This is a genomic window from Alteraurantiacibacter aquimixticola (assembly GCF_004965515.1).
GTDB classification, from domain to species: domain Bacteria; phylum Pseudomonadota; class Alphaproteobacteria; order Sphingomonadales; family Sphingomonadaceae; genus Alteraurantiacibacter; species Alteraurantiacibacter aquimixticola.
Map to the genome: position 1 here is coordinate 509,291 of NZ_SSHH01000002.1, position 24,519 is coordinate 533,809.

Consider the following 24,519-nt stretch of genomic DNA (forward strand, 5'->3'; position numbering starts at 1 on the left):
TGCGCTTCTCATCCCGCAGCGATGGCGTTCGCCCCTCACAACCGCCATGCCATCAGCGTATCGCGCGCCCAGCCTATGGCTTGCCCGGTCAGGTATTCCAGCACTATCACGAGGAACAGCACAATGGCTCCCCCGCGCAGGAGCTGGTGTTTGCGGCTTCCGGAAAAGCTGCCGTGGCCGGGGATAATGAAGGGCAGGTCGCTCTCCACCCTGCGGCGGTAATAGAGATAGATCGGCCCGCCGATAATCCCGCCCAAGACGAAGACGGTAGGCACCATGTCCGTTACCCATGAACCGAATATCAAGCTGAGAAACAGCGACGCGATGAATAGCGGGATCACGGCGAAGGGCAGCAATTGACGGAGCTCGTCGATTTCCTCCCGAATGGAGCGGTCGAGCGCGTGCTGCGCCTCCTCCATCTCCTCCGCGTCTGGTTCCTGCTCCTCGGTCACCGGGCAAGCATAGGCTGCTGATACTCCCCCGCATAGCACCCCCATTAACCCGGCCGTAGGCGCGATCCGCTAGGGATTGGCGGCGTATCAATTGGGGGATCGCATGCCGGAAGTATTCGAAGCCAGTGCCAAGTCGTCTGTCGCGATGAAGGTGTTTCATCTCCTCATCGCCGTGCTGGTGACCATTGCCATGGGCGTGGGTGCGTGGATGATCGATTCCTGGTTCGCGCGGATCGTGCTGGGCCTCTTCATCCTGATCGGCTTTGGCATGAGCTCCAGCCTGCTGCGCGAGGTGAAGGCCTATGCCGGGGCCACGGGCAGCTGGCGGGTCGAGGTGGGGGACAGCATGCTCAGCTGGGATTCCCCGGTGGAGACGCTGTTCGCCTCCTTCCGCCTGCCGCTGGCCGATATTGCCGGGGTGCAGAGCATACGGAAAGCGCTGAAGAACGCGCATAATGGCGGGTCGGTGACCCGCTATTTCTATGTGCACCTGAAGAACGGCAAGACCATGGAGCTGCCCGCGCAGGAAGGCGGCGTGTGGGTGCTGGATGTGTTCAAGTCGCTGGAAAAGCGCGGCATCCCCTTCCGCGACAACAAGATGAGGAACTCGGATGCGATCGAGGTGCAGCAGGGCTTCGACATCCTCCCCATGGACAGCTGGCCGCGCTGATCGCGGCGGCTGAGGGGGTAGCCATGTCCGAGCTGTTCGACCTGGTCTTTACCGCGGTGACGGGCGTGTTCGCGGTGATGGGCGTGGTGCTCATCCTGCTGGGCGCGGGCCTTGCGGTCTATCTCGGCCGGTTCCACAGCCGTGCGGGCGAAGTGCAGGCGCGTGTCGTCGCGCATGAGGACACGCGGTTGAGCGCGGACCGGGAGACCGGGGAGGAGCGGCGGGGCTACAAGCCGGTGTTCGAACTGGCGGACGGGCCCGATGCGGGTGTGCGCCATACCTCCAGCGAGGTGCATATGCACAACGCCTATCCCATCGGCACGGTCTGGCCTGCGAAATACGACCCTGCAAGCGGCGCGATCCGCACCGAGCGGGCGCTGACCATCTGGCCTTTCCTCTGCACCGGTTTCGTGGTGGGGGGCCTCGCCTTCATCATCGTGCCCAACCTGCCCGCGCTGGATGGCGAGACCGCCCTACCCGTTGCCCTGGTGTTGATTGGCCTGGGGGTGATCGCGGCGGGGATCGTCACCCACTTCTCCCGCCGGCGCAGCGGTCCGCGCTCGCTGGAAGTGATGGCCAAGCTGGTTGCCATAGAGGTGCACAAGGATACCGAGCGGCACGACTATGACGTGCCGGTGATGCGCATCCTCGGCGGCCCCTATGAGGGCGTGGAGACGTGCGAAGTGGATCTGCGCGACTTCGACAGGGAGGATATCGGGCAGACCGTGCCCGCCGCCTTCGATCCCTATAACGGCAAGCTGGCCGTGACGGCGGGCAGGTTCAGGCCGAGCTCCATGGTGCTGCCGCTGGTGGCGACCGGCGCGATCTTCGCGGCGATCGGGCTGGTGATGGCCAGCGGGGTGTTCTGAGCCCCGCCTAGAGCATGTTCTTCAGATACTGGCCGGTGAAGCTGCGCGGGTTCTTCGCGACATCTTCCGGCGTACCTTCGGCCACCAGTTCGCCCCCGCGAACCCCGCCTTCGGGGCCGAGGTCGAGGATGTGGTCCGCCGTCTTGATGACATCGAGATTATGCTCGATCACCACCACCGAATTGCCCTGGTCCACCAGCCGGTGCAGCACTTCCAGCAGCTTGCGGACATCTTCGAAATGGAGGCCCGTAGTCGGCTCGTCGAGGATGTAGAGCGTCTGCCCGGTACTGCGCTTGGAAAGCTCCTTCGCCAGTTTCACGCGCTGCGCCTCGCCACCTGAGAGCGTGGTAGCTTGCTGGCCCACCTTGACGTAGCCCAGCCCCACTTCATTCAGCATGTGCATCTTGTCGCGGATCGGGGGCACGGCCTTGAAGAACTCCTCCGCATCCTCGATCGTCATGTTGAGCACGTCGGCGATGGAGTGGCCCTTGAACTTCACTTCCAGCGTCTCGCGATTATAGCGCTTGCCGCCGCATTCCTCGCAGGTGACGTAGACGTCGGGCAGGAAGTGCATCTCGATCTTGATCAGGCCGTCGCCCTGGCACGCCTCGCACCGGCCGCCCTTCACGTTGAAGCTGAAGCGCCCCGGCTTGTAGCCTCGCGCCTGCGCTTCGGGCAGGCCCGCAAACCAGTCGCGGATATTGGTGAAGGCGCCGGTATAGGTGGCCGGGTTGGAACGCGGCGTGCGGCCAATGGGCGACTGGTCGATCTCGATCACCTTGTCGCAATATTCGAGGCCGGTGATCTTTTCATGCGGCCCCGCCACCACGCGGGCATTGTTGAGCGCACGGGCAGCCCCGGCATGCAGCGTGTCGATGGTGAAACTGGACTTGCCGCTCCCCGAAACGCCGGTGATGCAGGTAAAGGTGCCGAGCGGGATGGCGGCGGTCACGTTCTTCAGATTGTTCGCCGTGGCGCCGTGGACGATCAGCTTCTTGCCGTTGCCCTTGCGGCGCTTGGCCGGGACTTCGATCTCGCGCGTGCCGTTCAAGTATTGCGCGGTCAGGCTCTTCTTCGACTTCAGAACCTGCTTGAGCGTACCCTCGGCCACAACCTCGCCCCCATGCACGCCCGCGCCGGGGCCGAGATCGACCACATGGTCCGCCGCGCGGATCGCGTCCTCGTCATGCTCGACCACGATCACCGTATTGCCAAGGTCTCGCAGGCGCTTGAGCGTTTCCAAGAGGCGGTCATTGTCGCGCTGGTGCAGGCCGATGCTCGGCTCATCGAGCACATAGAGCACGCCCGACAGCCCGCTGCCGATCTGCGATGCGAGGCGGATGCGCTGGCTCTCGCCCCCAGACAATGTGCCGCTGGTCCGGTCGAGATTGAGGTAGTCGAGGCCGACATTGTTGAGGAAGCCGAGCCGTTCGACGATTTCCTTCAGGATTGCCTTGGCAATCTGGTTCTGCGTCTCGGTCAGCTTGTCCGGCAGCGTTTCGAAGAATTCCAGCGCGTCCGACACGGAAAGGCGCGTGGGCATGGAGATATGTTCGCCCGCCACCTTCACCGCCAGCGCCTTTTCATTGAGGCGCGCGCCGTGGCACGTCTCGCAAGGCTGCGCGGTCTGGAAACGAGACAGCTCCTCGCGCATCCACGCGCTGTCCGTCTGCAGCAGGCGGCGGTTGAGGTTGCCGATCACACCTTCGAACGGCTTGTGGACGGTATATTCCTTGCGCCCGTCCTTGAAGGTGAGCGCCACGCGATGGCCCATCGTGCCATGCAGGATGATGTCGCGCTGGTCCTGCTCCAGCTTGTTCCAAGGCGTTTCCAGGTCGAAGTCATAGGCCTTCGCCAGGCTGCCCAGCACCTGCATGTAATAGGGCGATGGCGGGTTGGACTTGGCCCAGGGCACCACCGCGCCCTTCTTCAGGCTGAGGTCCTCGTTCGGCACGACAAGCTGCGGATCGAACAGCTGCTTTTCACCAATGCCGTCGCAGGTCGGGCAGGCCCCCTGCGGCGCGTTGAAGGAGAACAAGCGCGGCTCGATTTCCTCGATGGTGAAGCCGGAGACCGGGCAGGCGAACTTCTCCGAAAAGACGATGCGGTTGGCGGGGATGCCGGCGCCTTTGAGTTTCCCTCCCTGATCCGTTCGTGCTGAGCCTGTCGAAGCACCGTCCTTCACTTCCGAAGAAGAGAGCGGCCCTTCGACAGGCTCAGGGCGAACGGAACTGAGAGCTTCGGCGACAGTCGCGTCCGCCAGATCGACATAGGCCAGCCCCTCGGCCAGCTTCAGCGCCTGCTCGAAACTGTCGGCAAGCCGTGTCTGAATAGACGTATCTCCCTTGGCCTTCACCGCCAGGCGGTCGACCACCACCTCGATGTCATGCTTGAACTTCTTGTCGAGCGCGGGGGCATCCTCGATCGCATACATCTCGCCGTCGATGCGCACGCGGGTAAAGCCCGCCTTCTGCCATTCGGCCAGCTCCTTGCGGTATTCACCCTTGCGGCCGCGCACCACCGGCGCGAGCAGGTAAAGCCGCGTGCCTTCGGGCAGCGCCATCACCCGGTCGACCATGTTGGAAACCGTCTGCGCCTCGATCGGCAGGCCGGTGGCGGGCGAATAGGGCACGCCCACGCGCGCCCAGAGCAGGCGCATATAGTCGTAGATCTCGGTGACCGTCGCCACGGTGGAACGCGGATTGCGGCTCGTCGTCTTCTGCTCGATCGAGATGGCGGGAGAGAGCCCGTCAATATGCTCGACATCGGGCTTCTGCATCATCTCCAGGAACTGGCGCGCATAGGCCGAAAGGCTCTCGACATAACGCCGCTGCCCCTCCGCATAGATCGTATCGAAGGCGAGCGAGGACTTGCCCGAGCCCGAAAGCCCGGTGATCACGATCAGCGCATCGCGCGGCAGGTCGATATCGACGCCCTTGAGATTGTGCTCACGGGCGCCGCGGACGGAAATAGTGGTGAGAGCCATATGCCAGCCCATGTGGTGTGTTTGCGGGACAGAGTCCAGTGGACCTTTGGCGAGGTTCGCCAAGGCCGAATGTTCCGCAAATGTTCACACAGGTCAAGGGGGGCTTGGCCCCTGGCCTAATCCCGCGTGCCGACAAATGCTCCGCTGCCAAACATCGAAATGCCTGTATTGACCGGATCGTCGCCAATGTGGCCGTTGAATATACCGGCTATTTCCTCGCCGAGCGGCCCGTAGAGCTGTCCATCAACGTGAAATGAAAAAGCATTCCCATGTGCTTGGATCCAAACCCCATTTAGACTGCCAGTCAGATCTATAGGGGATACAGCATAAGACATGCCGTCTGCACGGTTCTGCGCCGTCGGCCGAAACTGCCCGGTGAGCGAAGTATCAGCAAAATCAATCGCAAAAGATGTGGTCCCCGTCAGATCGAATACGCGTTCGTCGCTTACGGCGACACCGTAGAGGCGCCCCGAATAGGTCGCCTCACCGGTCTGCGGGCTCATGTCGGAGCGGAGACCGAACTCGATGAAATGATTGTCATCAACGAGCACGGAACCATCCACCTCGACAGAATTCATCCATACAAAGCTGGCATAGGTCAGCTCGATATCCGGATTGCCCGGACCGGTTTCGAACACCCTGTAGGAAATGCCGTCACTATCGACAAACTCGGCGAAGCGCCCGTCCGATCCAACAAAATCGCTTGGACCGAAACCATAGGTGTAGCCGCCGACATTGACCTCATATTGAGAGGTCGATCCATCATAGTGGGCGAAATTCCTAAAATCCGTGTCGTCGTATGAATCTACGGAGCCCAATCCGCTCTCAGAATACCGAACCAGTCTCGATGCCGAGAAACTGCCATTGTCGATAAGTCCGGAGAAGTCCGCCAGAGTCTGAAGGTCTTGGCGGCGGCCAACCACGAATCCGCCGAACGGCCGACCAAGCGACGCATCGGTTCCTATGAAAGTGGCGCCAATTTCATCCGCGCCCGGTCCGTACAAACGACCGTCGAGTTCACCTGTAATATTTGGCCAAAACTCGAAGCTTCCGGAGAAGCTGTTACCGGAACCGAGAGCGGCAGTTGCGATGAAGTCGGCGTAGTCCTCGAAGACGCTGCCGTCAGAGAGCACCCGATCAAGTGGGGCGATGAAGTCCAGCCTGCCCGATCCGAAATCGATCACCGCCTCGCCCTGGCCAACATATGAGATGTCGGCATCGCTCGCCAGGACGTCGATATCGAAGAACCCCCGCCCGGTGACCGGGAGCGACGCCGCCGGTGTCGGAACGCCATAGGTAAAGGCGTGGACGCTTCCGGTAACCCCGGTAGAATCAGTCTCGTTGTGTTCCCAGGTCGCCCCTCCGACATAGCGGTAGGTAAAACTACCGCTCGAACCGGGCTTGGTGAGCAACAGCCGGTCAGTGGTATTGCCATTGATGCTCTCGAACACCCATTGGGCGGTGTCCTCATAGATGATGTCGGCGGGCAAAAAGCGTCCGGAATCCCTCGCCGTCGCCACTGTGTAGCTGTTATCGGAGGCACTATAGCTGATGGTCAGGTTGGACTTCTCGACCCACAGGATGTCAAACGATCCCGAATTGCCGACGCGCGCCGCACTGCCAACCGCATCGTTTACGAAACTTTCGCTTGCCAGCGGCTGAAACAGATCGTCATTCGCACCGGTCGGCGTTCCGCCAGGCGTAGGCGTGGGCGTCCCGCCGGGCGTCGGCGTCGGCGTGCCCCCCGGCGTTGGCGTGGGCGTTCCACCGACGGGCGGCGGTGTGGTCACCACGCCCCCTCCGCCACCACCGCCTCCGCAGGCGGCCAGCGAGGCTGCGCCAAGCGCAATGAACGAAACGCGCGAAAGCGTGGTGATGCGGCCCATTATATTCCCCCTATTCATGCCAAGCGCGGACGTAGCGCCCGATAAAACCTAATCCTGCACGGCCCCTGTAATCCCGACATAGGTCTGGTCATTCGTAGCGTCATAGATGGAGAAGGCGGCGAGCAATTCCTGCGCCGTGTCACCATAGAACTGGCCGAACAGTGAGCCTTCATCGGCGCCAATGTCGATCGAGCCGAAAAAGCCGTTGCCGTATGGCACGTCTTGCCCTTCGAATATGAACTCACCGAGTTCCAGATCTCCGCCCACACCATTATCGGTGTTGACCGTCAGAATCGCAATAAAATCACTTGCGGCGAAATCGAAGCCGAAGGCCGAGCTGCCATAGATCTCCGCACCAAGCTCCGTACCACCGGTTATGTGTCCATAGAGGCTGCCCGAATAGGTGGCCAACCCCGTCCGCGGAACCTGGTGATAGGGCGTCACCAGTCCGAAACCGAAGTAGTCCGCGTGCTGGTCCGCAATACCGCCGATCCCATTGCCCTGGGTAGTGATCAGCCGTCCAAAGTTGGCGTATGTCAGCGTAACCTCGGCATCGCTGCCGTCAAAAACCGCGAATTCCTTCTCCTCCAGCCCGTTGGTGATGACGTAGAAGTCGAAATCGGGCGTGTCGCGCCCTGGCGCGCGCTCGCTCCCGCCGAAGGTCAGCTCTTCCCCGACGACGCTGGGACTGAGGTCGTCATCGTAAATGAGATAGCTATCCGTCGCGGGATCGTATTCCAGATTGTAGCCGCCAGAGACAAAGGAGAGCAGCGTGCCGCCTGTCTCGCTGGAAACACTTGGTCCCTGACTGATGAGCAGTTCCGTCTGACCCGCGAGCGTTACCCCCGCAGCAAGATCAGGGTAGCGATCGCCTGCCAGCGTGGCAGTGAAGAATTCACCGGTGGCCGAGGAACCCGAGGCAACGGCCCCCAACTCTTCTGCAGCAGGTCCGAAGAACGAGCCGGCGAACGTGCCGCTATATTCAGTTGCGCCCTCGTCATTGGTAGCGGTGAATGTGCCTGAAATGCCATTGGAAGCGGACGAAATCGTTCCCTGGCCGGAGAAATCGCCGATAAAACTGGTAGCAAGGATACCTGTACCATCTGCTCGACGCGAAATGGTCAGGGCATCGAACTCCAACAGGCCCGAGGAAAAATCGAGATAGGCTATACCCCCCCGCTCAGCAGCAGAAGCCCGGTGGTCTGATCGGTATTGCGCGCACCCATCAGCGTTAGCTGGTATGAGGCATTGCCGGACGTCGGAACCGCCGACGCATCGCTTTCGAAACCGAAGAGCATACTGCGCACGACATAGTCCGCGCCGGACCCGTAATCCTCAACGGTGACCCAGTTTACCGGCAGGACGTATCTCTGCCCGATACCGCCGACATTCTCATATCCCTTCCCGATATCGGCAAGCTCGACAATGCCGGACCCGGCAGCCTCATAACGATTCTGGTTGGATGAAGCGATGCTCAACTCGCCCGGACCAAAGGTCAGCCCATCCCCGCCCACGGTGAGCGTGTAGCTGTCCGACCCGCTGTCATAGGCAATCTGCCCGCTGGCCCCGCTGGTCGAGGCCGTGCCCGGTTCATCGAAGGGCATGCTGACCGTGGAGCTGAGTCCCTGCATGGTGAAAGTATCGCTCGCCAATGGGCCGAGCAGGTCGTCATTCGTCGCCGGCGGCGTTGGCGTGGGCGTTGGGGTCGGGCTCGGCGTGGGTGTGCCGGTGGGCGTGGGCGTGGGTGTGCCGGTGGGCGTCGGCGTGGGCGTGCCGCCGGGCGTCGGCGTGGGCGTCCCGCCGGGCGTCGGTGTCGGCGTGCCCCCCGGCGTTGGCGTGGGCGTCCCACCTACGGGCGGCGGGTTGGTCACGACACCGCCTCCGCCACCACCGCCCCCGCAAGCGGCCAGCGAGGCCGCGCCAAGTGCGATGAACGAGACGCGCGAAAGCGTGGTGATGTGCCCCATGTCTACCCCCTCTACACTTAGAACGCGGCAGTAACTCCGAGTTCCACTGCGATTCTTTGATAATCGTAAATATCTATTGTGGAAGAATTATTCTCGTATCGAATTGTCGCCAAGGGGGCGAACGATCCAATACGGAACGATCTGAAAGTACCCGACAGGCCCAGTTCGAAGCGGTCATCCACCCGGCGGCGCGGGTAGAGGAACAGGCGCTTGTCGGCTTCGAGGTGGTCGTAACCGGCGCTCAGCACCACGGTCGTCTCCCCCACCTCGCGGAAGAGGTAACCGTCCACGCCGCCGCTGGTTGTGGCATAGCCCGGATCGCGCGCATCGTCGCGATTGCCCGATACTCGCAAGCCCCCGCCCAGTCGCGCGCTGAAGGCCTTGTCCACGCCCACCGCCAGCGAATAGCGGGTGGAATCGCGAAGCTCGTTCTGCTTGTCCTCGGAAAGGATCGCGGTGGCATCCAGCGTCAGCCGTGTCGTTTCGCTGAGCGGTTTCTGCCAGTTGCCGCTCACGCCATAGGCAAGGTTGTAAGCCTCGTTGCCGAACCAGCGATGGCTGACGAGCGCGGCCAGGGACAACCGCTGGCCGCCCATGGTGAATTGCGGGCCGAGCTGGAGCGAGGCGATATAGTCGTTGAATTCGTCCCGGCCATAGAAGCGCGCGGAGCCATTGGCGCGCAGCAGGATATCGGTGCGTTCCCCCACCGGCAGGCGGTAATAGCCCTGCCCGCGCAGGGCGAGGCCGATGCCGGAGGTCGCCTGCGCATCCTCGCTCAGGTCGAAATCGCCGATGATGGTCTCCAGCGTCTCCGACTGGGTGGCGCGGTTGATATTGCTGTCGGGCGCGATCGCCAGCTGGACCGAGCCGCCGACCCTTTTGCGCGCCGCCAGCGCCGCAGCATAGAAGCTGACCAGCTGTTCCACCTGCGGGGGCAATCCGGCGGCCTGCGCCGCGCGCAATTCGCGCCGCGCGCTTTCGAAATTGCCGAGGCTCGCCTGCATGCGCGCCAGTTCCACGCGAACGCGCACCGCATCGGGCTTCTCGTCCAGGATCTCGCGAAACAGGACGGCGGCCGCCTCGTAATCTTGCTTCTGGTCGGCCAGCATCAGCGCAAGGCGAAAGCGCGCCTCGGTTCGCAGCTCAGCATCGGGATTGCCGGCAAGGGCGCGATAGGCCGCCTCCGCCGTATCGTAATCGCCGGCATCGCGCGCCTCGTCTGCAAAGCGGAACAGCTCCGCCGGGGTCAGGCTCATGGCGCGCGCAGGTTCGGGCGCGGATTGCGCCTGCGCTGCATGGGGAAGCACTGCGAGGATCGCCCACGCGGCGAAGATGTTGAAATATCTGGCTGACATTACTTGCGTTTGACTTGGATCGCGCCCTGCCTATTGCCGACTGGTTGCAATGTCCATCTCAGTTGGCGCCATTTCTGCTTGTATCTGGGCAAAGCCCGACTCCTCGTACAAGGACATATCCCATGCCCCGCCTGTTCACCGCCATCCGCCCGCCCGCGCCTGTCATGGACGCGCTGATCGACACGATGGAGGCTGTCGAGAACGCGCGCTGGCAGGATGAGGAGCAGCTGCACGTCACGCTTACTTTCATGGGCGATGTGGCGGAGGCGGCATTGGGCGATGTGGTCGATGCGCTGTCCCGCGTCAGCTTCGATCCCTTCGAGCTGACGATTGCCGGAGTAAGGCATTTCGAGCGCAAGGGGCTGGTGCATTCGATCTGGGCGGGGATCGAGCCTTCACCCGAACTGGTGGCGCTGCAAAGGCAGGTGGACCGCGCCTGCCGCGCGCTCGGCCTCGACATCGAGACCCGCAAATATTTGCCGCATATCACCCTCGCCCGCTTCAGCCGCCACAGCGCCGATATTCCCGCCTGGCTGGCGCAGCACGCAAAGCTTCGCTGCGGCCCCTTCACGGTCGAGGATTTCGCGCTGTTCGAAAGCCACCTTTCGAGCGGCCCGGCACATTATGAGGAAGTGGCGCGCTTTTCCTGCTGACGGCATTGCTCATTGTGCCGCCATGCGAATTGCCCTACTTGCAGGCGCAAGTTTCACAGGAAACCGCCCTTACCGGCTCGCATTTCAGGAGACCCTATGAACATCCGCCTTCTGGCAGGGACCGCCGCCATCGCGCTGCTTACCGCCTGCACCACGATGGACAACACCGCGATGGACCTTCCCGGCACTGCCGCCAATAACTTGCCCGACGTGCCGCAGGGCACCGGCATTTTCGCCCAGCCCAGCACGCTGCCGTTCCACGCGCCCGATTTCGACGCGATCCAGGATACGGACTACCAGCCCGCGATCGAACAGGGCATCGCCATCCAGCTGGTGGAGATCGAGCGGATCGCCAACAATCCGGCCCCCGCGACTTTCTCCAACACGATCGTGGAAACGGAGCGCACCGGGCAGATGCTCAGCCGTGCCTACAACCCCTTCAGCCAGGAAGTGGGCGCGAATACGAACGACGTGCTCGATGCCGCCGACAGCGCGCTTTCGCCGCAATTGGCCGCGATGAACGACGCGATCTACCTGAACCCCGTGCTCTTCGCGCGGGTGAAGGCGGTTTACGACAATCGCGCGGCGATGACGATGACGCCCGAAGACGCGATGCTGCTCGAAACGACCTATGCCGAATTCGTACATAATGGCGCGCTGCTGGACGAAGCCGCGCAGCAAGAACTTCGCCAGATCAACACGCGTATCTCGGAGCTGGAGACCGAGTTCTCCCAGAAGCTGACCGCCGCCACCAGCGCCAATGCCGTGGTGGTGGATACGCGCGAGGAGCTCGCCGGCCTCACCGAAGGGCAGATCGCCACCGCCGCTTCAGCTGCCGCCGATCGCGGCGTGCCCGGCAAGTTCGTGCTGACGCTGCAGAACACCACGCAGCAGCCGCTGCTCACCAGCCTCGACAATCGCGATGTGCGCGAACGTCTCTACAAGGCCAGCATCAACCGCACCTCCTCCGGCGGGGAGAACGACACCACCGGCATCATCCGCGAGATCGTGGAGCTGCGCACGCGCAAGGCGGAGCTGTTCGACACGCCCGACTATGCCACCTGGCAGATGTATGACCGTTTCGCCGCGACGCCTTCGCGCGCGCTCGATTTCATGCGCCAGATGGTCCCCGCCCTTTCCGCCACACAGGAGCGCGAGGCCGAGGTGCTGAATGAGCGGATCGCGCAGGACGGGCACAACTTCACCGTCCAGCCGTGGGACTGGCCGTACTATGCCGAGAAGGTTCGGCAGGAGCGCTACAGCCTGGATGAAAACGCCATCAAGCAGTATTTCGTCGTCGATCGCGTGCTGGAAGACGGCGTCTTCTACATGGCGAACAAGCTCTATGGCCTGACCTTCGAGAAGCGCGACGACATCCCGGTCTATCACCCGGATGTGACCGTCTACACCGTGTTCGATGCCGATGGCAGCGAGCTTGCCCTGTTCTATTTCGACCCGTTCCAGCGCGACAACAAGCAGGGCGGTGCGTGGATGAGCAACTTCGTCGAGCAGAGCCATTTGCTCGGCGACCTGCCGGTGGTCACCAATACGCAGAACATCGCCCCGCCCGCCGAGGGCCAGCCGGCGCTCGCCAGCTGGGACGATGTGAACACGATGTTCCACGAATTCGGCCATGCGCTGCACGGCATGTTCGCCAACCAGATGTATCCGAGCCTTTCGGGCACCGCCACAGCGCGCGACTGGGTGGAATTCCCCAGCCAGTTCCACGAGAACTTCGCCACCGTGCCCGAAGTGCTGAGCAATTACGCCAAGCACTGGGAAACCGGCGAGACGATCCCGGCCGAGCTGCTCTCCGCCATCGACCGCGCCAGCAAGTTCGACCAGGGCTATGCTTTGGGCGAAACGCTCACCGCCGCGCTGCTCGACATGGAATGGCACGCGCTGGCACCGGGCGAAGCTCCGGCGGACGTGATGGGCTTCGAAGCCGCAGCGCTCGACCGGCTTGGCCTCAAGACCGACCTCGTCCCGCCGCGCTATCGCACGCCCTATTTCCGGCACATCTTCAGCCACGGCTATGACGCGGGCTATTACAGCTATCTGTGGACCGAAATGCTCCACCATGACGCCTATAGCTGGGTCGAGGCCAATGGCGGGATGACCCGCGAAGTGGGCGACCACATCCGCGCGACCTTCCTCGGCCAGGGCCATTCGAAGAGCTATGACGTGATGTATCGCGATTTCACCGGGCGCGAGCCGCGGGTGGAACCGATGCTGGAAGCGCGCGGCCTGCTCGAGAGCGAGTAATCAGCCGAGCTGCAAGGCCCGTGCGCCCGGCTCTCCCAGCCAGCGCGCGGGGCATTGCCAGACTTCTTCGATGACCGAACGCGAAAGGGCTGCCTCTGGCGGCCCTTTTTCGTGGAGCCGGCCTTCGCTGAGCACCACCACCTCGTCCGCATGGTTCATCGCCAGCGACAGGTCGTGCAGCACCAGCACCACGCCCGCACCTTGATCCGCGGCTTTGCGCAAATGCCGCAGCATGGCGAGCTGCTGCGCGATATCGAGCGCGGCGAGCGGCTCGTCGGCGAGTATCCATTGCGGCTCCCCCGCCAGCACGCGTGCGAGCAAGGCCCGCGCCCTTTCGCCGCCGGAGAGGGTGGAGGCGGGGCGGTGGCGCATGTTGGCGAGGTCCACCGCCGCCAACGCCCGCTCGACCGGATCGGACGCGCCGTCCCCATGCGGCAGGCGGCCAAGCCCTGCGAGCGCCTCGACCGAGAGATTCCACGCCACCTCGCCCACTTGCGGGAGGTAGCCGATGCGGCGGGCGCGCTGTTTCGCGGGCAAACTCGCGAGCAAGCAATCGTCCAGCTGCACTTCGCCGCTATCGGGCGAGAGCAGGCCCGCCAGCACGGCGAGCAGGCTCGACTTCCCCGCGCCATTCGGCCCGCAGATCGCGGTGATCTTGCCGGGCTCAAGCTTGGCAGTCACGTCATCGAGCCGCCCGCTTAAGCAGATGTCCCTCGCCCACAACATCACGCCAGCTCCCGCCGCATCTTCAGCAGCAGCCACAGGAAGAAGGGCGCACCCACGAGGCTGAGCGCGATGCCGAGGCGCAGCTCGGTAACCAGCGGCAATATCCGGCACACCACGTCCGCCACCAGCACCAGCAGCGCACCCGCCAGTGCGCTGGGCAGGATCAGGCGCGAGGGGCGGCCATCGGTCAGCGGGCGCACGAGATGCGGCACGATCAGCCCGACGAATCCGATGATCCCGGCCACTGCCACGCCGCTCCCCACGGTGAGGCCGGTGCCGACGATGAGCAGCCAGCGCAGCCGCAGCGGATCCATGCCGAGCGATCTTGCCGCCTCCTCGCCCAAGGTCAGGGCATCGAGGCTCCTGCCCGCCAGCCACAGCACGCCGATACCCGCCAGCGTCAGAGGCGCGGCGATGCGGACATCCGCCCAGCTGCGATCGGTCAGCGCGCCCATCAGCCAGCTGACGATCTCCGACATGGCGAAGGCATTGGGGGCGAGGCTGATAGCAAGGCTGGTCAGCGCGCCCGCGAGGCTGGCGATCATCATCCCGGCGAGCGTGAATAGCGCAATCCCTCCACCGCGCCCGGCGATCAGGGCGAGCAGCGCCATCGCTCCGCCCGCTCCGACGAGGGCGAACACCGGAAGCAGCAATCCGCCCGCAAGGCCCAGCCACAAGCTCATGACCGCACCCAGCGCCGCGCCCGGAGCGATGCCGAACAGGCCTGGATCGGCGAGCGGATTGCGCAAGTATCCCTGCATCGCCGCGCCCGCCGCGCCCAGCCCTGCACCGATGGCGATGGCGAGAAGCGCGCGCGGCAGGCGCAGCTCCATCACGATCAGCGCGGCGTTGGGCGTGGTGGCGGGATCGATCCACACGCGCCCGGCGAGGAGCGAGAGCGGTAGCGCCAGCGCCAGCAATCCGGCGAGGAGGAGGACGGGACGGGTCATTTGCCCTCCCGGATTTCCGTCAGCCGATCGAGCGTGCGGATGATGCTCGGCCCGCCGCAATAGATAAGCGCGGGGTCGAATGTCTCGTAGCGCAGCCCCTCCACTTCGCGCAGCACCGGGTGGGCCAGCATGCGCTCCTCGCCGCTCGCGAGCACAAGCTGCGGCGGATCGGCGAGCACACGTTCGAGCGGGAGATAGGCCCCCTGCCCAAGCCCGCGCGCGGCGGAATGGAGGGTGAAGCCGCTATGCTCCAGCAGCTGCGCGATCAGGCTGTCCGGCCCCGGCACGATGCCGCCTTGCTGCCACATCAGCGTGGGGACTGACGCGCCTTCGGAGGCAGCGTTGTCCCATGCCGTTTCGATCTCCCCAACCAGCTCATCGCCCGCCGCACCTTCGCCAGCCAGTGCAGCCACCGCTCGCACTTGTCCCAAACTCTCCTCGACCGAGGAAGCGATACCGACAGTCTCCACCCGCACCCCCATCGCCTCGAAGGCGGAGCGCGTCGCCGGGGCAAGGAAGCTGCCCGCCACCACCACATCCGGGTCGAGCGCGAGCACTTCCTCCACCGTGCCGCCGGTGGCGCGGTATTGCCGCGCCTGATCGAGCGGCATCGAGGTGGCCGCCGGATCTTGGCTGTAATGCGAGATCGCCAGCAATTGCCCGGGCGCGGCGATGTCTACGAGGATCGCATCGGTGCAGGGGTTGAGGCTGACAATTGTCGGGTGGTCGGTTGTTGATGCGCCCTCAGGCACTTCCCCGCACCCTATCAGGGTCATTCCCGCGCAGGCGGGAATCCAGAGCCACCAGCGCGCCTTCCTCCTCGATTCCCGCCTGCGCGGGAATGACAAAGTGTGCGGACGCATCACAATCTCGCCCTCGCCCCGATGAAGGCCGCGCGGCCCTGCGTCGCATAGCCGGCGGCGGTCTGGTATTGCTCGTCCCAGGCGTTCTCGACCCGGCCATGGAGCGTGAAACGATCGGACACCTGCCACTCCGCGCGCAGGTCCAGCACCGCATGGCCGGGCAGGTGCACCGTGTTCGCCGTATCGTCGAACGTCGCTGAAACGACGCGCAAATCGGCGCCGAGGCCGATATGGCCCTCCGGCCCGCTCCAGTCGAAAGAGAGCGTCCCGGCGTGGCGCGGACGGCGCGCAAGGCGCAGGCCGGTATCGCGGTTTTTGCTTTCGATATAGGCATAAGCGAGCCCGGCCTCGAAACCTGCGCCGAGAGCCGTGCCTCCCTCCACCTCAACGCCCTGCGAGCGGGCGCGGCCGATATTGTCATAGGTTCCGAAGGGCCGATCCGCGCAAATCGGATTGCTCGAACCAAAGCAGGAGGTGAAGTCGATCAGGTCGCTGCTGTCGCGTCGGAATATGGTGATCCCGGCACGCCGCCCGCTACTTCGCCCCTCGAACAGGTCGAGACCGACCTCGTAACTGCGGCTGCGCTCCGGCTGCAGCGCTGCATTGCCGTAATCCGAATGCAGCTGGAACAGGCTCGGCGCCTTGAAACCTTCGCCATAGGCAGCGCGCAGTCGCATGCCTTCGTCGAGTTCGACATAACCATTGGCGGCGAAGGTCCACGCACTGCCGAAGTCGCGATGGCGGTCGAACCTGAGACCCCCTGTCAGCTGCGCATTGCGATACTTCCCCAGCGTCCATGCCAGCATCGCATGCCCGCTGCCGCTATCGGTCTCCGCACGCGAAGACCCATCGGTGAAGCGCGACCAGTCCCAGTCGCCGCCGGCAACGAGGTCCAAATCGTCCGAAAGACCCAACCGGCTGCGCATCTCGGCGCGGGTCGAACGGCCATCGGTCACGTAATAGGGAAGCTCGGACAGCGCCTCGTCCACCAGTTCGCGGCGCGTTTCGCCATGACCGAGCGAGAGCGTCACCAGCCGATCGTAGCCGTTGGAAAGCTCCAGCCCCGCGCGTCCGGAGAGCTGGCGCATGTCCTGCCGCTCAGCCGTATCGGCGAGAGTGAAGGCGGGCGCCGGGAAACCGTCGATTTCGGTCTCACCCTCCGCGTAGCGCGCGCTGGCGAAGAGCGAGACCGGCCCGCCCAGCCGCGCCTCGCCACGGGCGGACAGCGCCAGCTGTTCGAAGCCGTCATCCTCGGTTCCACTTTCGGCGGCGGAGAAACCGTCGCGTGTGACATAGCTTGCGCCGATCCCGGCGGAGAGGCCCCTCGTGTCCACCTGCCCCAGCGCGACATTCCCGGCGAATTGCCCGTCGCCGCCATATTCGCCGCTCGCCTCCAGTCCGTCAGGAACCAAGGTAGTCATATGCACGACACCGCCCAGCGCGTCCGATCCCCAGACCAGCGAGCCCGAGCCGCGCAGCAGTTCCACCCGCTCGATGCTCCCCGTGGTGACGCTGCCGAAATCGAAACCACCCGCAGGTCCGGCAACATCGTTCATCCGCACACCATCGACCAGCACCAGCACGCGTTCCGACGCGGCGCCGCGCACGGAAAGGCCGGTGAAGCTGCCGAGCCCGCCATTGCGGGTGAGCGAGACGCTGGCCATCCGCTGCAAGGCGCGGGCGATGTCCGGTCCCTGCGCCTGTTCGAGATCATGCCGGTCCAGCACGGAGATGGATTGTCCTGCCCGGTCCCTGCGTTCCCACATGCCATTGGCGAGCACGGTGATGCGATCGGAATCGAGCCACCCGGTGCCGCCAGAGGAAGCGCAATTGCCGGCCGCGTCCTTCTCCTCGCACAATACGAGGATCGTTCCTTGGACCGGTCGTTGAACCTGCGCATGGGCAGGCAGCGCCGACAACGCGCTGGACACCAGCAAAACCTTGAGAAAACGCACAATCCCTCCAACACCAGAACGCCTGAATGCCGTTCACGGCTGGAGGGGCGCGGCCGCCCGCAATCGGGCAGCGCGTCCGCTTCCGCTGGCTATCGGTACACCCCGCCCGATTGCCGAACGACCGCCTCGCAACAGGTCTCCTGGCTCGCCGGATCGCCGCGCTTCCCCGCCTTCCCGGCCCGTGGGCCAGTGGCATGATGGGGCAGCGCTCCCCGGTCACAGTTGCGGGGGCAGCGCGGGGTTTTCCTCTACCTGAGAGGATCACCCGCTTCCCTCGACCACCACCCCTTTTGCGAGCGGTGCGGCCCGGCCTCCCGGGCATTGCGTGACGATGGGGTCGGGATAGGCCGAGGCGCGCGGTTACACAAGCCGCACCGTCCGTCCCGTTCCGATACGGCCTTGATCTGGAGGCGGAAAGACGCCTGCGGACAGGCTACGCGCGGGCAGCGCGCCAAGGCGGCGCCGAGGAAAGCCGAGAATGACCACAAGCCATACCAAGACAGGCCTAAAGCCCTTGTGGAAGCGCCTGGGTGTGCTCGCCGTGGCGATTGCCGTTCCCGCCATGGCCGCCTCGCCGATCGAGCGGCCCAAGCCGCAGGTGATCCGCTTCGTCCTGCCCGAGACCATTCCCTACCAGCCGCCCGAACTGCAATTCGTGGCGAGCACCGCGCCCGCAGCCGCGCCCGATGTAAAGTTCAGCGCCGCCCGGCCCTTCGTGATGGCGGGCAGTTCCGACACCCGCGCACGCGCGCAGCAATGCCTAGCCCAAGCCGTCTATTACGAGGCGGCGAGCGAGGGCGTGGACGGCCAGCGCGCGGTAGCGCAGGTAGTGATGAACCGGCTGCATCATCCGGCATGGCCCGCCAGCGTGTGCGGCGTGGTCTACCAGGGATCGGAACGGCTGACCGGGTGCCAGTTCACCTTTACCTGCGACGGATCGCTGTCGCGACCGGCTCGCGGAGAAGGCTGGGCGCGCGCCAACCGCGTCGCCCGTGCCGCGCTGGCGGGCTATGTGCATAAGAGCGTCGGGCTGGCGACGCATTACCACACGCTGGCGGTCAACCCGTCCTGGGCCTCTTCGCTCGACACTGTAGGTACGATCGGCGCGCATCGCTTCTATCGCGGGCGCGGTGCAGGCTTTGCCGCCAATGCCTTTGTCGCGCGGCATGACGGGCTGGAGCCAACTCCCTTCGCCCAGAGCGCTGTGAGACTGGCAGCGAACCCCTCCCGGCGCGACGACCGCCCCACCCTGGCAGTGCAACCGGTGGCAATGGAGGCCGAGGTCATGACCCCGGCCGCTCAAGCGCCCATCCCTGCCGGCGCGCCCGCGCCATCGCTGCCCGCATCGGGTGCCGTGCTGGAACGCTATCGCGACAGCGGAAGCTGGCTGAAGGAGCCCGGCTCAACCTAACAAGGCCTTGCAAAAGCAGCGCTTTGCCAGCCCTACGTATTGTTCCGGGACAGGCCGGCAAGGTTTGCGCAACCATATTGCCGAACAAAGGTTTAGCACCGCTGCAGTTAAAAGGATCGTTCGCCGGGCATGCGTCCCCGTGCCGCAACACCTTACTACCCTGCAGGAGCCCCCTTCCAATGTCCATTCGCTTTGCCGCCCCGCGTCACTCCATCCGCAACCGGATGGACGATGCAGAGGCCCGCGCCGCTTGCCAGCGCCCCGCGAATGACAATGGCGGCGGGCACTCCAGCGATACCGCGCTCACCGCCGCGTTGCGCCACTTTGCCGACCATGGGCTCGCCGCCGCACGCCATGCCCGGCTGAAGGCCAAGGCCGCGCGTCATGCCGGCGATGAACAGGGCTATCGCTGGTGGCTGGAAATCTGCCGCACGCTCGACCGGCGCATGGCGCAGGAACTGGACTCGCAAGCCAACGCAGGCTGAGGAGCCGCCGCGCTTCGGCTTCCCGGCAGGCTATGGGTATTTACGGTAAGCCATGCGTTAACGTCGCAGTGATTTATCTGGCGTAGCGGTGTTTCTCCAAAAGGAGTCGCACCCATTCGCAAGCTCGAAGACATGATTGCCGCAAGGCTCGGTTTCGAAGCACCGGATCCCGCAGTCAGACTTGAGCTGACGAGCGCGTTGCATGCGCGGCCGACGGGTCTGTTGACCGGCGCTGCTTGCGGCGTGATCGTAGGCTCGGTTGCGGCCAATTCCACCAGTCAACCACTCCTGTTCTGGATCGCGATGACGCTGATCGTGCTCGCTTGCACACGGGCCCTGACAGCCATCGGCGCCAAGAGCTGGCACAATGCAGCAGGCGACTTCCTGCGCCGCACCTACTGGATTGGCGCACTGCTCTATGCCGCTGCCGCCGGGGCTGCCGGGGGCACCTCTCTCATGCTGGCGGAAGACCCGCATGTCAGCATCCTGCTGGTCGGCTTCGCGCTGATCTTCGGCGCGGGCATCGCGGTGGGCAATGCCGGACGGCCGGCAATCGCCTTCAGCCAGATGGCGCTCACCTTCCTTCCGATCGTGGCCGGTTGCCTTGTCGTCGGTACCGCGCCGCTGCTGGCGCTGGCGGTGATCCTGCCCGCGCTGAAGGTGGGGCTGGTAGTGCTGACCCTGGGCATTTTCACGACCTTGTCGAAGGAGGTGGAGGCTGCACGCCAGAGCCGCCAGCTGGCGCATGAGATGCGCGAGCAGGCGCGCACCGACGGCATAACGAAGCTGGCCAATCGCACCGGCTTCGAAGTGGCCGGCAAGGCGCTGCTCGAGCGGGCCGACCCGGAGGCACAGGTGGCGCTCATCTGGCTCGATTTGCATCGCTTCAAGGAAGTGAACGACATGCTGGGCCACACGATGGGCGACCAGGTGTTGTGCGAGACGGCAAAGCGGCTGCGGCGCCGGGCGCCCGAAGGCGCGTTGATCGCGCGTTTCGGCAGCGATGAATTCCTGATCCTTGCCAGCCTGGCCTCGCGCCGCGCGGTGGATGCGCTGGTCAGCGAAATCAATTCCGACCTTGCCTCCCCGATGCGCATTGGCGGGCACCGGATCGAAAGCGGTGCCTCGATCGGCGTGGGCCTGGCCGGTCCTTCGGCAAGGACGCTCGACCCGCTGATGCACCAGGCGGGCCTTGCGCTCTATCACGCCAAGATCGCGGGCCGGCACCAAATCTGCTTCTTCAACTCAGCCATGACGCGCAACCTGGTGCGCAAGAAGGAGATCGAGGCGGAGCTGCGAGCAGCGATCCAGAAGGACGAGCTGTCGATCTACTTCCAGCCTATAGTCGACCTTGCCACGGGCCGCATCCGCGCCTTCGAGGCGCTGGTGCGCTGGTTCCACCCGGAAAGGGGAGAGCTGGTGCCCGAAGAATTCATTCCCGTGGCGGAGGATACCGGCCTCATCATCACGCTGGGCAACTGGATCACCCGGCAGGCGGCGCTGACCGCCGCGCAATGGCCCAAGCATATCAAGCTGGCCGTCAATCTCTCCCCGGTGCAGATCCGCGCGCCGGGCGCGGCGCTGGGCATCCTGAAAGCGCTGGAAGATGCCGGCATCCATCCATCGCGCCTCGAACTGGAAGTGACCGAGAACCTGTTCGTGGAGGACAATGCGGAAACCGCGCTGTTCATGGAAGAACTCGCCGCGCAGGGCGTGCGCTTCGCGCTCGACGATTTCGGCACCGGCTATTCCTCGCTCCACTACATCAACAAATATCCCTTCCGCACGATCAAGGTGGACCGCAGCTTCGTCTCCGGCCCCAAGACCGGACGCAAGAGCGATGCGATCATCCGCGCCGTGGCCGAAATGGGCAATACGCTGGGAATGGAGATCGTGGCCGAGGGTCTCGAGACCGCCGAGCAGGTGCAGGTGGTGCGTGCTGCAGGCTGCACGCTGGGCCAGGGCTATCACTTCAGCCGCGCCGTGCCCGAACACCTCGCCCGCTTGCTGCTGGCCGAGGAAGAGCTTCTCGACACCGGCACGCGCCTCGCCGGCTGATACGGGCGACGCCCAATCATTGCTGCATATCAAGGCACCCTGCCTTGCGCGGGTAGGCCAATGTTAGCGCAACAATCACCTTTGCTGCACTGCAAAAATGCTATTGCGAACTGTTAGCAAAGATAAGCGTCCCTACGCAGCCATTCGCGGTTGCAATGGCAAGATGCGAGGCGTAGGGCCGAAGGCAGGACATGGGTCGAATCCCCCTTCGGCGGCGCGCGGGGATCTCCCTTTACCATCGGTTTTTGCGCCCGCGCAGCATGAAGGACCTGGCACTTCACCATGGCACGCAAGAAAATCGCGCTGATCGGCGCCGGCATGATCGGCGGCACGCTCGCCCACCTCGCAGCGAAGAAGGAAATGGGCGACATCGTCCTGTTCGACATTGCCGAGGGCATGCCGCAGGGCAAGGCGCTGGACCTGTCGCAGTGCGGCCCGATCGAGGGTTTCGATGCATCGATCAAGGGCACCAATGATTATGCCGATATCGCCGGTGCCGACGTGGTGATCGTCACCGCCGGCGTGCCACGCAAGCCGGGCATGAGCCGTGACGACCTGCTGGGCATCAACCTCTCGGTGATGAAGGCGGTCGGCGAAGGCATCAAGAACCATGCGCCGGACGCTTTCGTGATCTGCATCACCAACCCGCTCGACGCCATGGTCTGGGCGCTGCGCGAATTCTCCGGCCTGCCGCACAACAAGGTGGTCGGCATGGCAGGTGTGCTCGACAGCGCGCGCTTCGCCACCTTCCTCGCCTGGGAATTCGAATGCTCGGTGAAGGACGTGAACGCCTTCGTGCTCGGCGGCCACGGCGATACCATGGTGCCCGTCCTCTCCTACTCCACCATCTCCGGCATCCCGGTGGGTGACCTTGCCAAGATCAAGGGCGTGGACGCATCCCGCCTCGACGAGATCGTGCAGCGCACGCGCAGCGGCGGCGGCGAGATCGTCGGCCTGCTGAAGACCGGCTCCGCCTATTACGCGCCCGCCACCAGCGCCATCGCGATGGCCGAAGCCTATCTCGGCGACCAGAAGCGCATCCTGCCCTGCGCTGCCCATGTCGATGGCAAGTATGGCGTGGACGGCCTCTATGTCGGCGTCCCCGCCGTGATCGGCGCGGACGGCATCGAGGACGTGGTCGAAATCGAACTGTCCGACGAAGAAGCCGCCAACCTCAAGGTTTCGGTCGATGCGGTCGAGGAACTGCTCGAAGCCTGCAAGGGGCTGGATAGCTCGCTGGCGTAAGTGAAGATTCTCGGCCTCCTTTTCGGATTCCTGTTGGTGCTTCTCGGCGCCTTCTGGATCTTTGAAGGGTGGTCCGGTGCGCAGTCGGAAGATGGCATCGATCACATGGGCAAGGTCCTGCTCGGACCGCCAGCCCTGATCGTCGGCCTGCTCCTGCTCTGGCTCGGCTATCCGTCGGGCAGCCGATCCGGGAAGGACAAGGAAGACAGATGAGTTTCTTCATCAACGAAGACGCGAAGGTCGGCGTGCAGGGTAAACGCCATGGAAGTGCGCCGGCATAGGCATGGCCTTCCTTCTCTCCCTCATCGCCGCAGTCGGCGCTTCTGCGAATGCCACACCGCCCAACAGGGCTGCTGAGGTATTCCAGCAGGTGTGCGTCGATGGCGGCGGCGAATTTGCCGAAGGCGAAATTCGTCCCGTGAGCGCGGGTGACGTGCCCATGCGTGCCCGCTTCGTTGCCATGATGGCCCTGTGGGGAGAGGAATGGTCGTATAACGGGCACCGCTATGTCGAAGCTGACGAGATGCCCGCCAACGTTTTCGAGATTACCAGCGACGAGCGTTTGTTTCTCGCCGTTCCCGACGAAACTCCCACCAACCCCGTCCAGTCGACCTGCACCGTGCTGGTGAAGGGCGACAGTTATCGGGAACTGGCGACATATGCCGCCGCTTTGACTTCAAGTGAATTGCCCGACCTGAGGCGTATGAACGCCAGGGTGGCATTTGCTTTCGGCTCCTATGGAGTCGCCGTCGCCACTTTCGATGGGCCTGGTGAGCAATGGACGCTCATCGCCTCCAGCCCGCTGCAACAAAGCTGAACAGGAAATATTCCATGTCCATCCTCGTAAACAAGAACACCAAGGTCATCACGCAGGGGATGACCGGCAACACCGGCACGTTCCACACGCAGCAGGCGCTCGATTACGGCACGCAGATGGTTGCGGGTGTGACGCCGGGCAAAGGCGGCACCGATCATCTCGGCCTGCCGCAGTTCGACACGGTGAAGGAAGCCAAGGCCGCAACCGGCGCGACCGCTTCGTGCATCTATGTCCCGCCGCCCTTCGCGGCCGACGCGATCCTGGAAGCCATCGATGCCGAGATCGAGCTGATCGTCTGCATTACCGAGGGCGTTCCGGTGCTCGACATGGTCAAGGTGAAGCGCGCGCTGGACGGGTCCAAGTCGCGCCTGATCGGCCCGAACTGCCCCGGCGTGCTGACGCCGGACGAGTGCAAGATCGGCATCATGCCGGGCAAGATCTTCTCCAAGGGCAGCGTCGGCGTCGTCAGCCGCTCGGGCACGCTGACCTATGAAGCGGTGCACCAGACCACCGCCGTGGGCCTGGGCCAGACCACCGCCGTCGGCATTGGCGGTGACCCCGTCAACGGCACCAATTTCATCGACGTGCTCGACCTGTTCCTGTCGGATGACGAGACCAAGTCGATCATCATGATCGGCGAGATCGGCGGCAGCGCGGAAGAAGAGGCCGCCGAATTCATCAAGCAGGAAGCCGCCAAGGGCCGTTCCAAGCCGATGGTCGGCTTCATCGCCGGCCGCACGGCGCCTCCGGGCCGCCGCATGGGCCACGCGGGTGCGATCGTCTCCGGCGGACAGGGCGGCGCGGAAGACAAGATCGCCGCGATGGAAGCCGCCGGCATCCGCGTTTCGCCGAGCCCTTCGGAACTCGGCACCACGTTGAACGCTCTTCTCAAAGAACTGGCGTAAC

21 protein-coding genes and 1 riboswitch are annotated in these 24,519 nt (G+C 64.2%); of the genes, 11 read left to right on the plus strand and 10 right to left on the minus strand.

Going from position 1 to position 24,519, the window contains the following annotated elements:
* Window positions 1–35 precede the first annotated feature (35 nt).
* A complete protein-coding gene (locus E5222_RS08920) occupies window positions 36–452 on the minus strand; it encodes a hypothetical protein (protein WP_136693407.1) in 417 nt (138 codons plus the stop codon).
* Window positions 453–555: 103 nt separating this feature from the next.
* Here E5222_RS08920 and E5222_RS08925 point away from each other — a divergent pair, with 103 nt between their 5' ends.
* Window positions 556–1,122, plus strand: coding sequence for a hypothetical protein (locus tag E5222_RS08925; protein ID WP_136693408.1), 567 nt, complete (start codon window positions 556–558; stop codon window positions 1,120–1,122).
* Window positions 1,123–1,145: 23 nt separating this feature from the next.
* On the plus strand, window positions 1,146–1,991 hold the full coding sequence (locus tag E5222_RS08930) for a DUF3592 domain-containing protein (RefSeq protein ID WP_136693409.1): 846 nt from the start codon (window positions 1,146–1,148) through the stop codon (window positions 1,989–1,991).
* A 7-nt stretch (window positions 1,992–1,998) separates the two neighbouring features.
* On the opposite strand, the gene uvrA is transcribed toward E5222_RS08930, so the two are convergent.
* The 5 genes from uvrA to E5222_RS08955 all read right to left on the minus strand — a co-directional run bounded on the left by uvrA (window position 1,999) and on the right by E5222_RS08955 (window position 10,185).
* Entirely contained in the window at window positions 1,999–4,977 is a 2,979-nt protein-coding gene (gene uvrA / locus E5222_RS08935) for an excinuclease ABC subunit UvrA (protein ID WP_136693410.1), read from the minus strand.
* Window positions 4,978–5,093: 116 nt separating this feature from the next.
* Window positions 5,094–6,863, minus strand: coding sequence for a transferrin-binding protein-like solute binding protein (locus E5222_RS08940; RefSeq protein WP_136693411.1), 1,770 nt, complete (start codon window positions 6,861–6,863; stop codon window positions 5,094–5,096).
* A 48-nt stretch (window positions 6,864–6,911) separates the two neighbouring features.
* Window positions 6,912–8,003 carry a HupA family protein gene (locus tag E5222_RS08945; protein ID WP_136693412.1) on the minus strand — a complete coding sequence of 364 codons (1,092 nt, stop codon included), beginning with the start codon at window positions 8,001–8,003 and terminating at the stop codon, window positions 6,912–6,914.
* Window positions 8,004–8,029: 26 nt separating this feature from the next.
* Window positions 8,030–8,830, minus strand: coding sequence for a hypothetical protein (locus E5222_RS08950; protein WP_136693413.1), 801 nt, complete (start codon window positions 8,828–8,830; stop codon window positions 8,030–8,032).
* Window positions 8,831–8,847: 17 nt separating this feature from the next.
* Window positions 8,848–10,185, minus strand: a complete 1,338-nt coding sequence (locus E5222_RS08955; protein WP_136693415.1) for a surface lipoprotein assembly modifier — start codon at window positions 10,183–10,185, stop codon at window positions 8,848–8,850.
* Between the two features lie 122 nt (window positions 10,186–10,307).
* Here E5222_RS08955 and thpR point away from each other — a divergent pair, with 122 nt between their 5' ends.
* Together thpR and E5222_RS08965 are read left to right on the plus strand one after the other, a co-directional pair.
* On the plus strand, window positions 10,308–10,838 hold the full coding sequence (gene thpR / locus E5222_RS08960; protein WP_136693417.1) for an RNA 2',3'-cyclic phosphodiesterase: 531 nt from the start codon (window positions 10,308–10,310) through the stop codon (window positions 10,836–10,838).
* 96 nt (window positions 10,839–10,934) lie between these two features.
* Entirely contained in the window at window positions 10,935–13,103 is a 2,169-nt protein-coding gene (locus E5222_RS08965; protein WP_136693418.1) for a M3 family metallopeptidase, read from the plus strand.
* On the opposite strand, the gene E5222_RS08970 is transcribed toward E5222_RS08965, so the two are convergent.
* From E5222_RS08970 to E5222_RS08985, 4 genes are all read right to left on the minus strand, one after another.
* Window positions 13,104–13,829 carry an ABC transporter ATP-binding protein gene (locus tag E5222_RS08970; RefSeq protein WP_211196139.1) on the minus strand — a complete coding sequence of 242 codons (726 nt, stop codon included), beginning with the start codon at window positions 13,827–13,829 and terminating at the stop codon, window positions 13,104–13,106. It lies immediately after the preceding gene.
* Window positions 13,829–14,779 carry a FecCD family ABC transporter permease gene (locus tag E5222_RS08975; RefSeq protein ID WP_136693420.1) on the minus strand — a complete coding sequence of 317 codons (951 nt, stop codon included), beginning with the start codon at window positions 14,777–14,779 and terminating at the stop codon, window positions 13,829–13,831. The genes E5222_RS08970 and E5222_RS08975 overlap by 1 nt, the downstream gene beginning before the upstream one ends.
* Window positions 14,776–15,555, minus strand: a complete 780-nt coding sequence (locus E5222_RS08980; protein ID WP_136693421.1) for an ABC transporter substrate-binding protein — start codon at window positions 15,553–15,555, stop codon at window positions 14,776–14,778. The genes E5222_RS08975 and E5222_RS08980 overlap by 4 nt, the downstream gene beginning before the upstream one ends.
* Before the next feature lie 86 nt (window positions 15,556–15,641).
* Window positions 15,642–17,597, minus strand: coding sequence for a TonB-dependent receptor plug domain-containing protein (locus E5222_RS08985; RefSeq protein ID WP_169053536.1), 1,956 nt, complete (start codon window positions 17,595–17,597; stop codon window positions 15,642–15,644).
* A gap of 133 nt (window positions 17,598–17,730) precedes the next feature.
* Window positions 17,731–17,872: riboswitch (cobalamin riboswitch) on the minus strand.
* A 203-nt stretch (window positions 17,873–18,075) separates the two neighbouring features.
* Between E5222_RS08985 and E5222_RS08990 the strand changes: the two genes are divergently transcribed.
* The 7 genes from E5222_RS08990 (at window position 18,076) to sucD (ending at window position 24,518) form a co-directional block, all read left to right on the plus strand.
* The gene (locus E5222_RS08990; RefSeq protein WP_246021639.1) at window positions 18,076–19,008 is read left to right on the plus strand and encodes a cell wall hydrolase; all 933 of its coding nucleotides are present in this window, start codon (window positions 18,076–18,078) and stop codon (window positions 19,006–19,008) included.
* A gap of 179 nt (window positions 19,009–19,187) precedes the next feature.
* Window positions 19,188–19,493: a hypothetical protein gene (locus E5222_RS08995; RefSeq protein WP_136693423.1), complete on the plus strand. Its 306-nt coding sequence runs from the start codon at window positions 19,188–19,190 to the stop codon at window positions 19,491–19,493.
* Between the two features lie 222 nt (window positions 19,494–19,715).
* Window positions 19,716–21,551 carry a putative bifunctional diguanylate cyclase/phosphodiesterase gene (locus E5222_RS09000; protein ID WP_246021641.1) on the plus strand — a complete coding sequence of 612 codons (1,836 nt, stop codon included), beginning with the start codon at window positions 19,716–19,718 and terminating at the stop codon, window positions 21,549–21,551.
* A 282-nt stretch (window positions 21,552–21,833) separates the two neighbouring features.
* Entirely contained in the window at window positions 21,834–22,796 is a 963-nt protein-coding gene (mdh, locus tag E5222_RS09005) for a malate dehydrogenase (RefSeq protein ID WP_136693425.1), read from the plus strand.
* Window positions 22,797–23,009 (plus strand): hypothetical protein, encoded by a 213-nt coding sequence (locus E5222_RS09010; protein WP_136693426.1) that lies wholly within the window; start codon window positions 22,797–22,799, stop codon window positions 23,007–23,009.
* Window positions 23,010–23,079: 70 nt separating this feature from the next.
* Window positions 23,080–23,613 carry a hypothetical protein gene (locus E5222_RS09015; RefSeq protein ID WP_136693427.1) on the plus strand — a complete coding sequence of 178 codons (534 nt, stop codon included), beginning with the start codon at window positions 23,080–23,082 and terminating at the stop codon, window positions 23,611–23,613.
* A gap of 14 nt (window positions 23,614–23,627) precedes the next feature.
* Entirely contained in the window at window positions 23,628–24,518 is an 891-nt protein-coding gene (sucD, locus tag E5222_RS09020) for a succinate--CoA ligase subunit alpha (RefSeq protein ID WP_136693428.1), read from the plus strand.
* Window position 24,519 lies beyond the last annotated feature (1 nt).

Bases quoted from the DNA above. Each gene is read 5' to 3' on its own strand.
- E5222_RS08925 (WP_136693408.1), top strand. From the start codon at position 556: ATGCCGGAAGTATTCGAAGCCAGTGCCAAGTCGTCTGTCGCGATGAAG.
- E5222_RS08930 (WP_136693409.1), top strand. From the start codon at position 1,146: ATGTCCGAGCTGTTCGACCTGGTCTTTACCGCGGTGACGGGCGTGTTC.
- uvrA (WP_136693410.1), bottom strand. From the start codon at position 4,977: ATGGCTCTCACCACTATTTCCGTCCGCGGCGCCCGTGAGCACAATCTC.
- E5222_RS08940 (WP_136693411.1), bottom strand. From the start codon at position 6,863: ATGGGCCGCATCACCACGCTTTCGCGCGTTTCGTTCATTGCGCTTGGC.
- E5222_RS08950 (WP_136693413.1), bottom strand. From the start codon at position 8,830: ATGGGGCACATCACCACGCTTTCGCGCGTCTCGTTCATCGCACTTGGC.
- E5222_RS08955 (WP_136693415.1), bottom strand. From the start codon at position 10,185: ATGTCAGCCAGATATTTCAACATCTTCGCCGCGTGGGCGATCCTCGCA.
- thpR (WP_136693417.1), top strand. From the start codon at position 10,308: ATGCCCCGCCTGTTCACCGCCATCCGCCCGCCCGCGCCTGTCATGGAC.
- E5222_RS08965 (WP_136693418.1), top strand. From the start codon at position 10,935: ATGAACATCCGCCTTCTGGCAGGGACCGCCGCCATCGCGCTGCTTACC.
- E5222_RS08970 (WP_211196139.1), bottom strand. From the start codon at position 13,829: ATGTTGTGGGCGAGGGACATCTGCTTAAGCGGGCGGCTCGATGACGTG.
- E5222_RS08975 (WP_136693420.1), bottom strand. From the start codon at position 14,779: ATGACCCGTCCCGTCCTCCTCCTCGCCGGATTGCTGGCGCTGGCGCTA.
- E5222_RS08980 (WP_136693421.1), bottom strand. From the start codon at position 15,555: ATGACCCTGATAGGGTGCGGGGAAGTGCCTGAGGGCGCATCAACAACC.
- E5222_RS08990 (WP_246021639.1), top strand. From the start codon at position 18,076: ATGACCACAAGCCATACCAAGACAGGCCTAAAGCCCTTGTGGAAGCGC.
- E5222_RS08995 (WP_136693423.1), top strand. From the start codon at position 19,188: ATGTCCATTCGCTTTGCCGCCCCGCGTCACTCCATCCGCAACCGGATG.
- mdh (WP_136693425.1), top strand. From the start codon at position 21,834: ATGGCACGCAAGAAAATCGCGCTGATCGGCGCCGGCATGATCGGCGGC.
- E5222_RS09015 (WP_136693427.1), top strand. From the start codon at position 23,080: ATGGCCTTCCTTCTCTCCCTCATCGCCGCAGTCGGCGCTTCTGCGAAT.
- sucD (WP_136693428.1), top strand. From the start codon at position 23,628: ATGTCCATCCTCGTAAACAAGAACACCAAGGTCATCACGCAGGGGATG.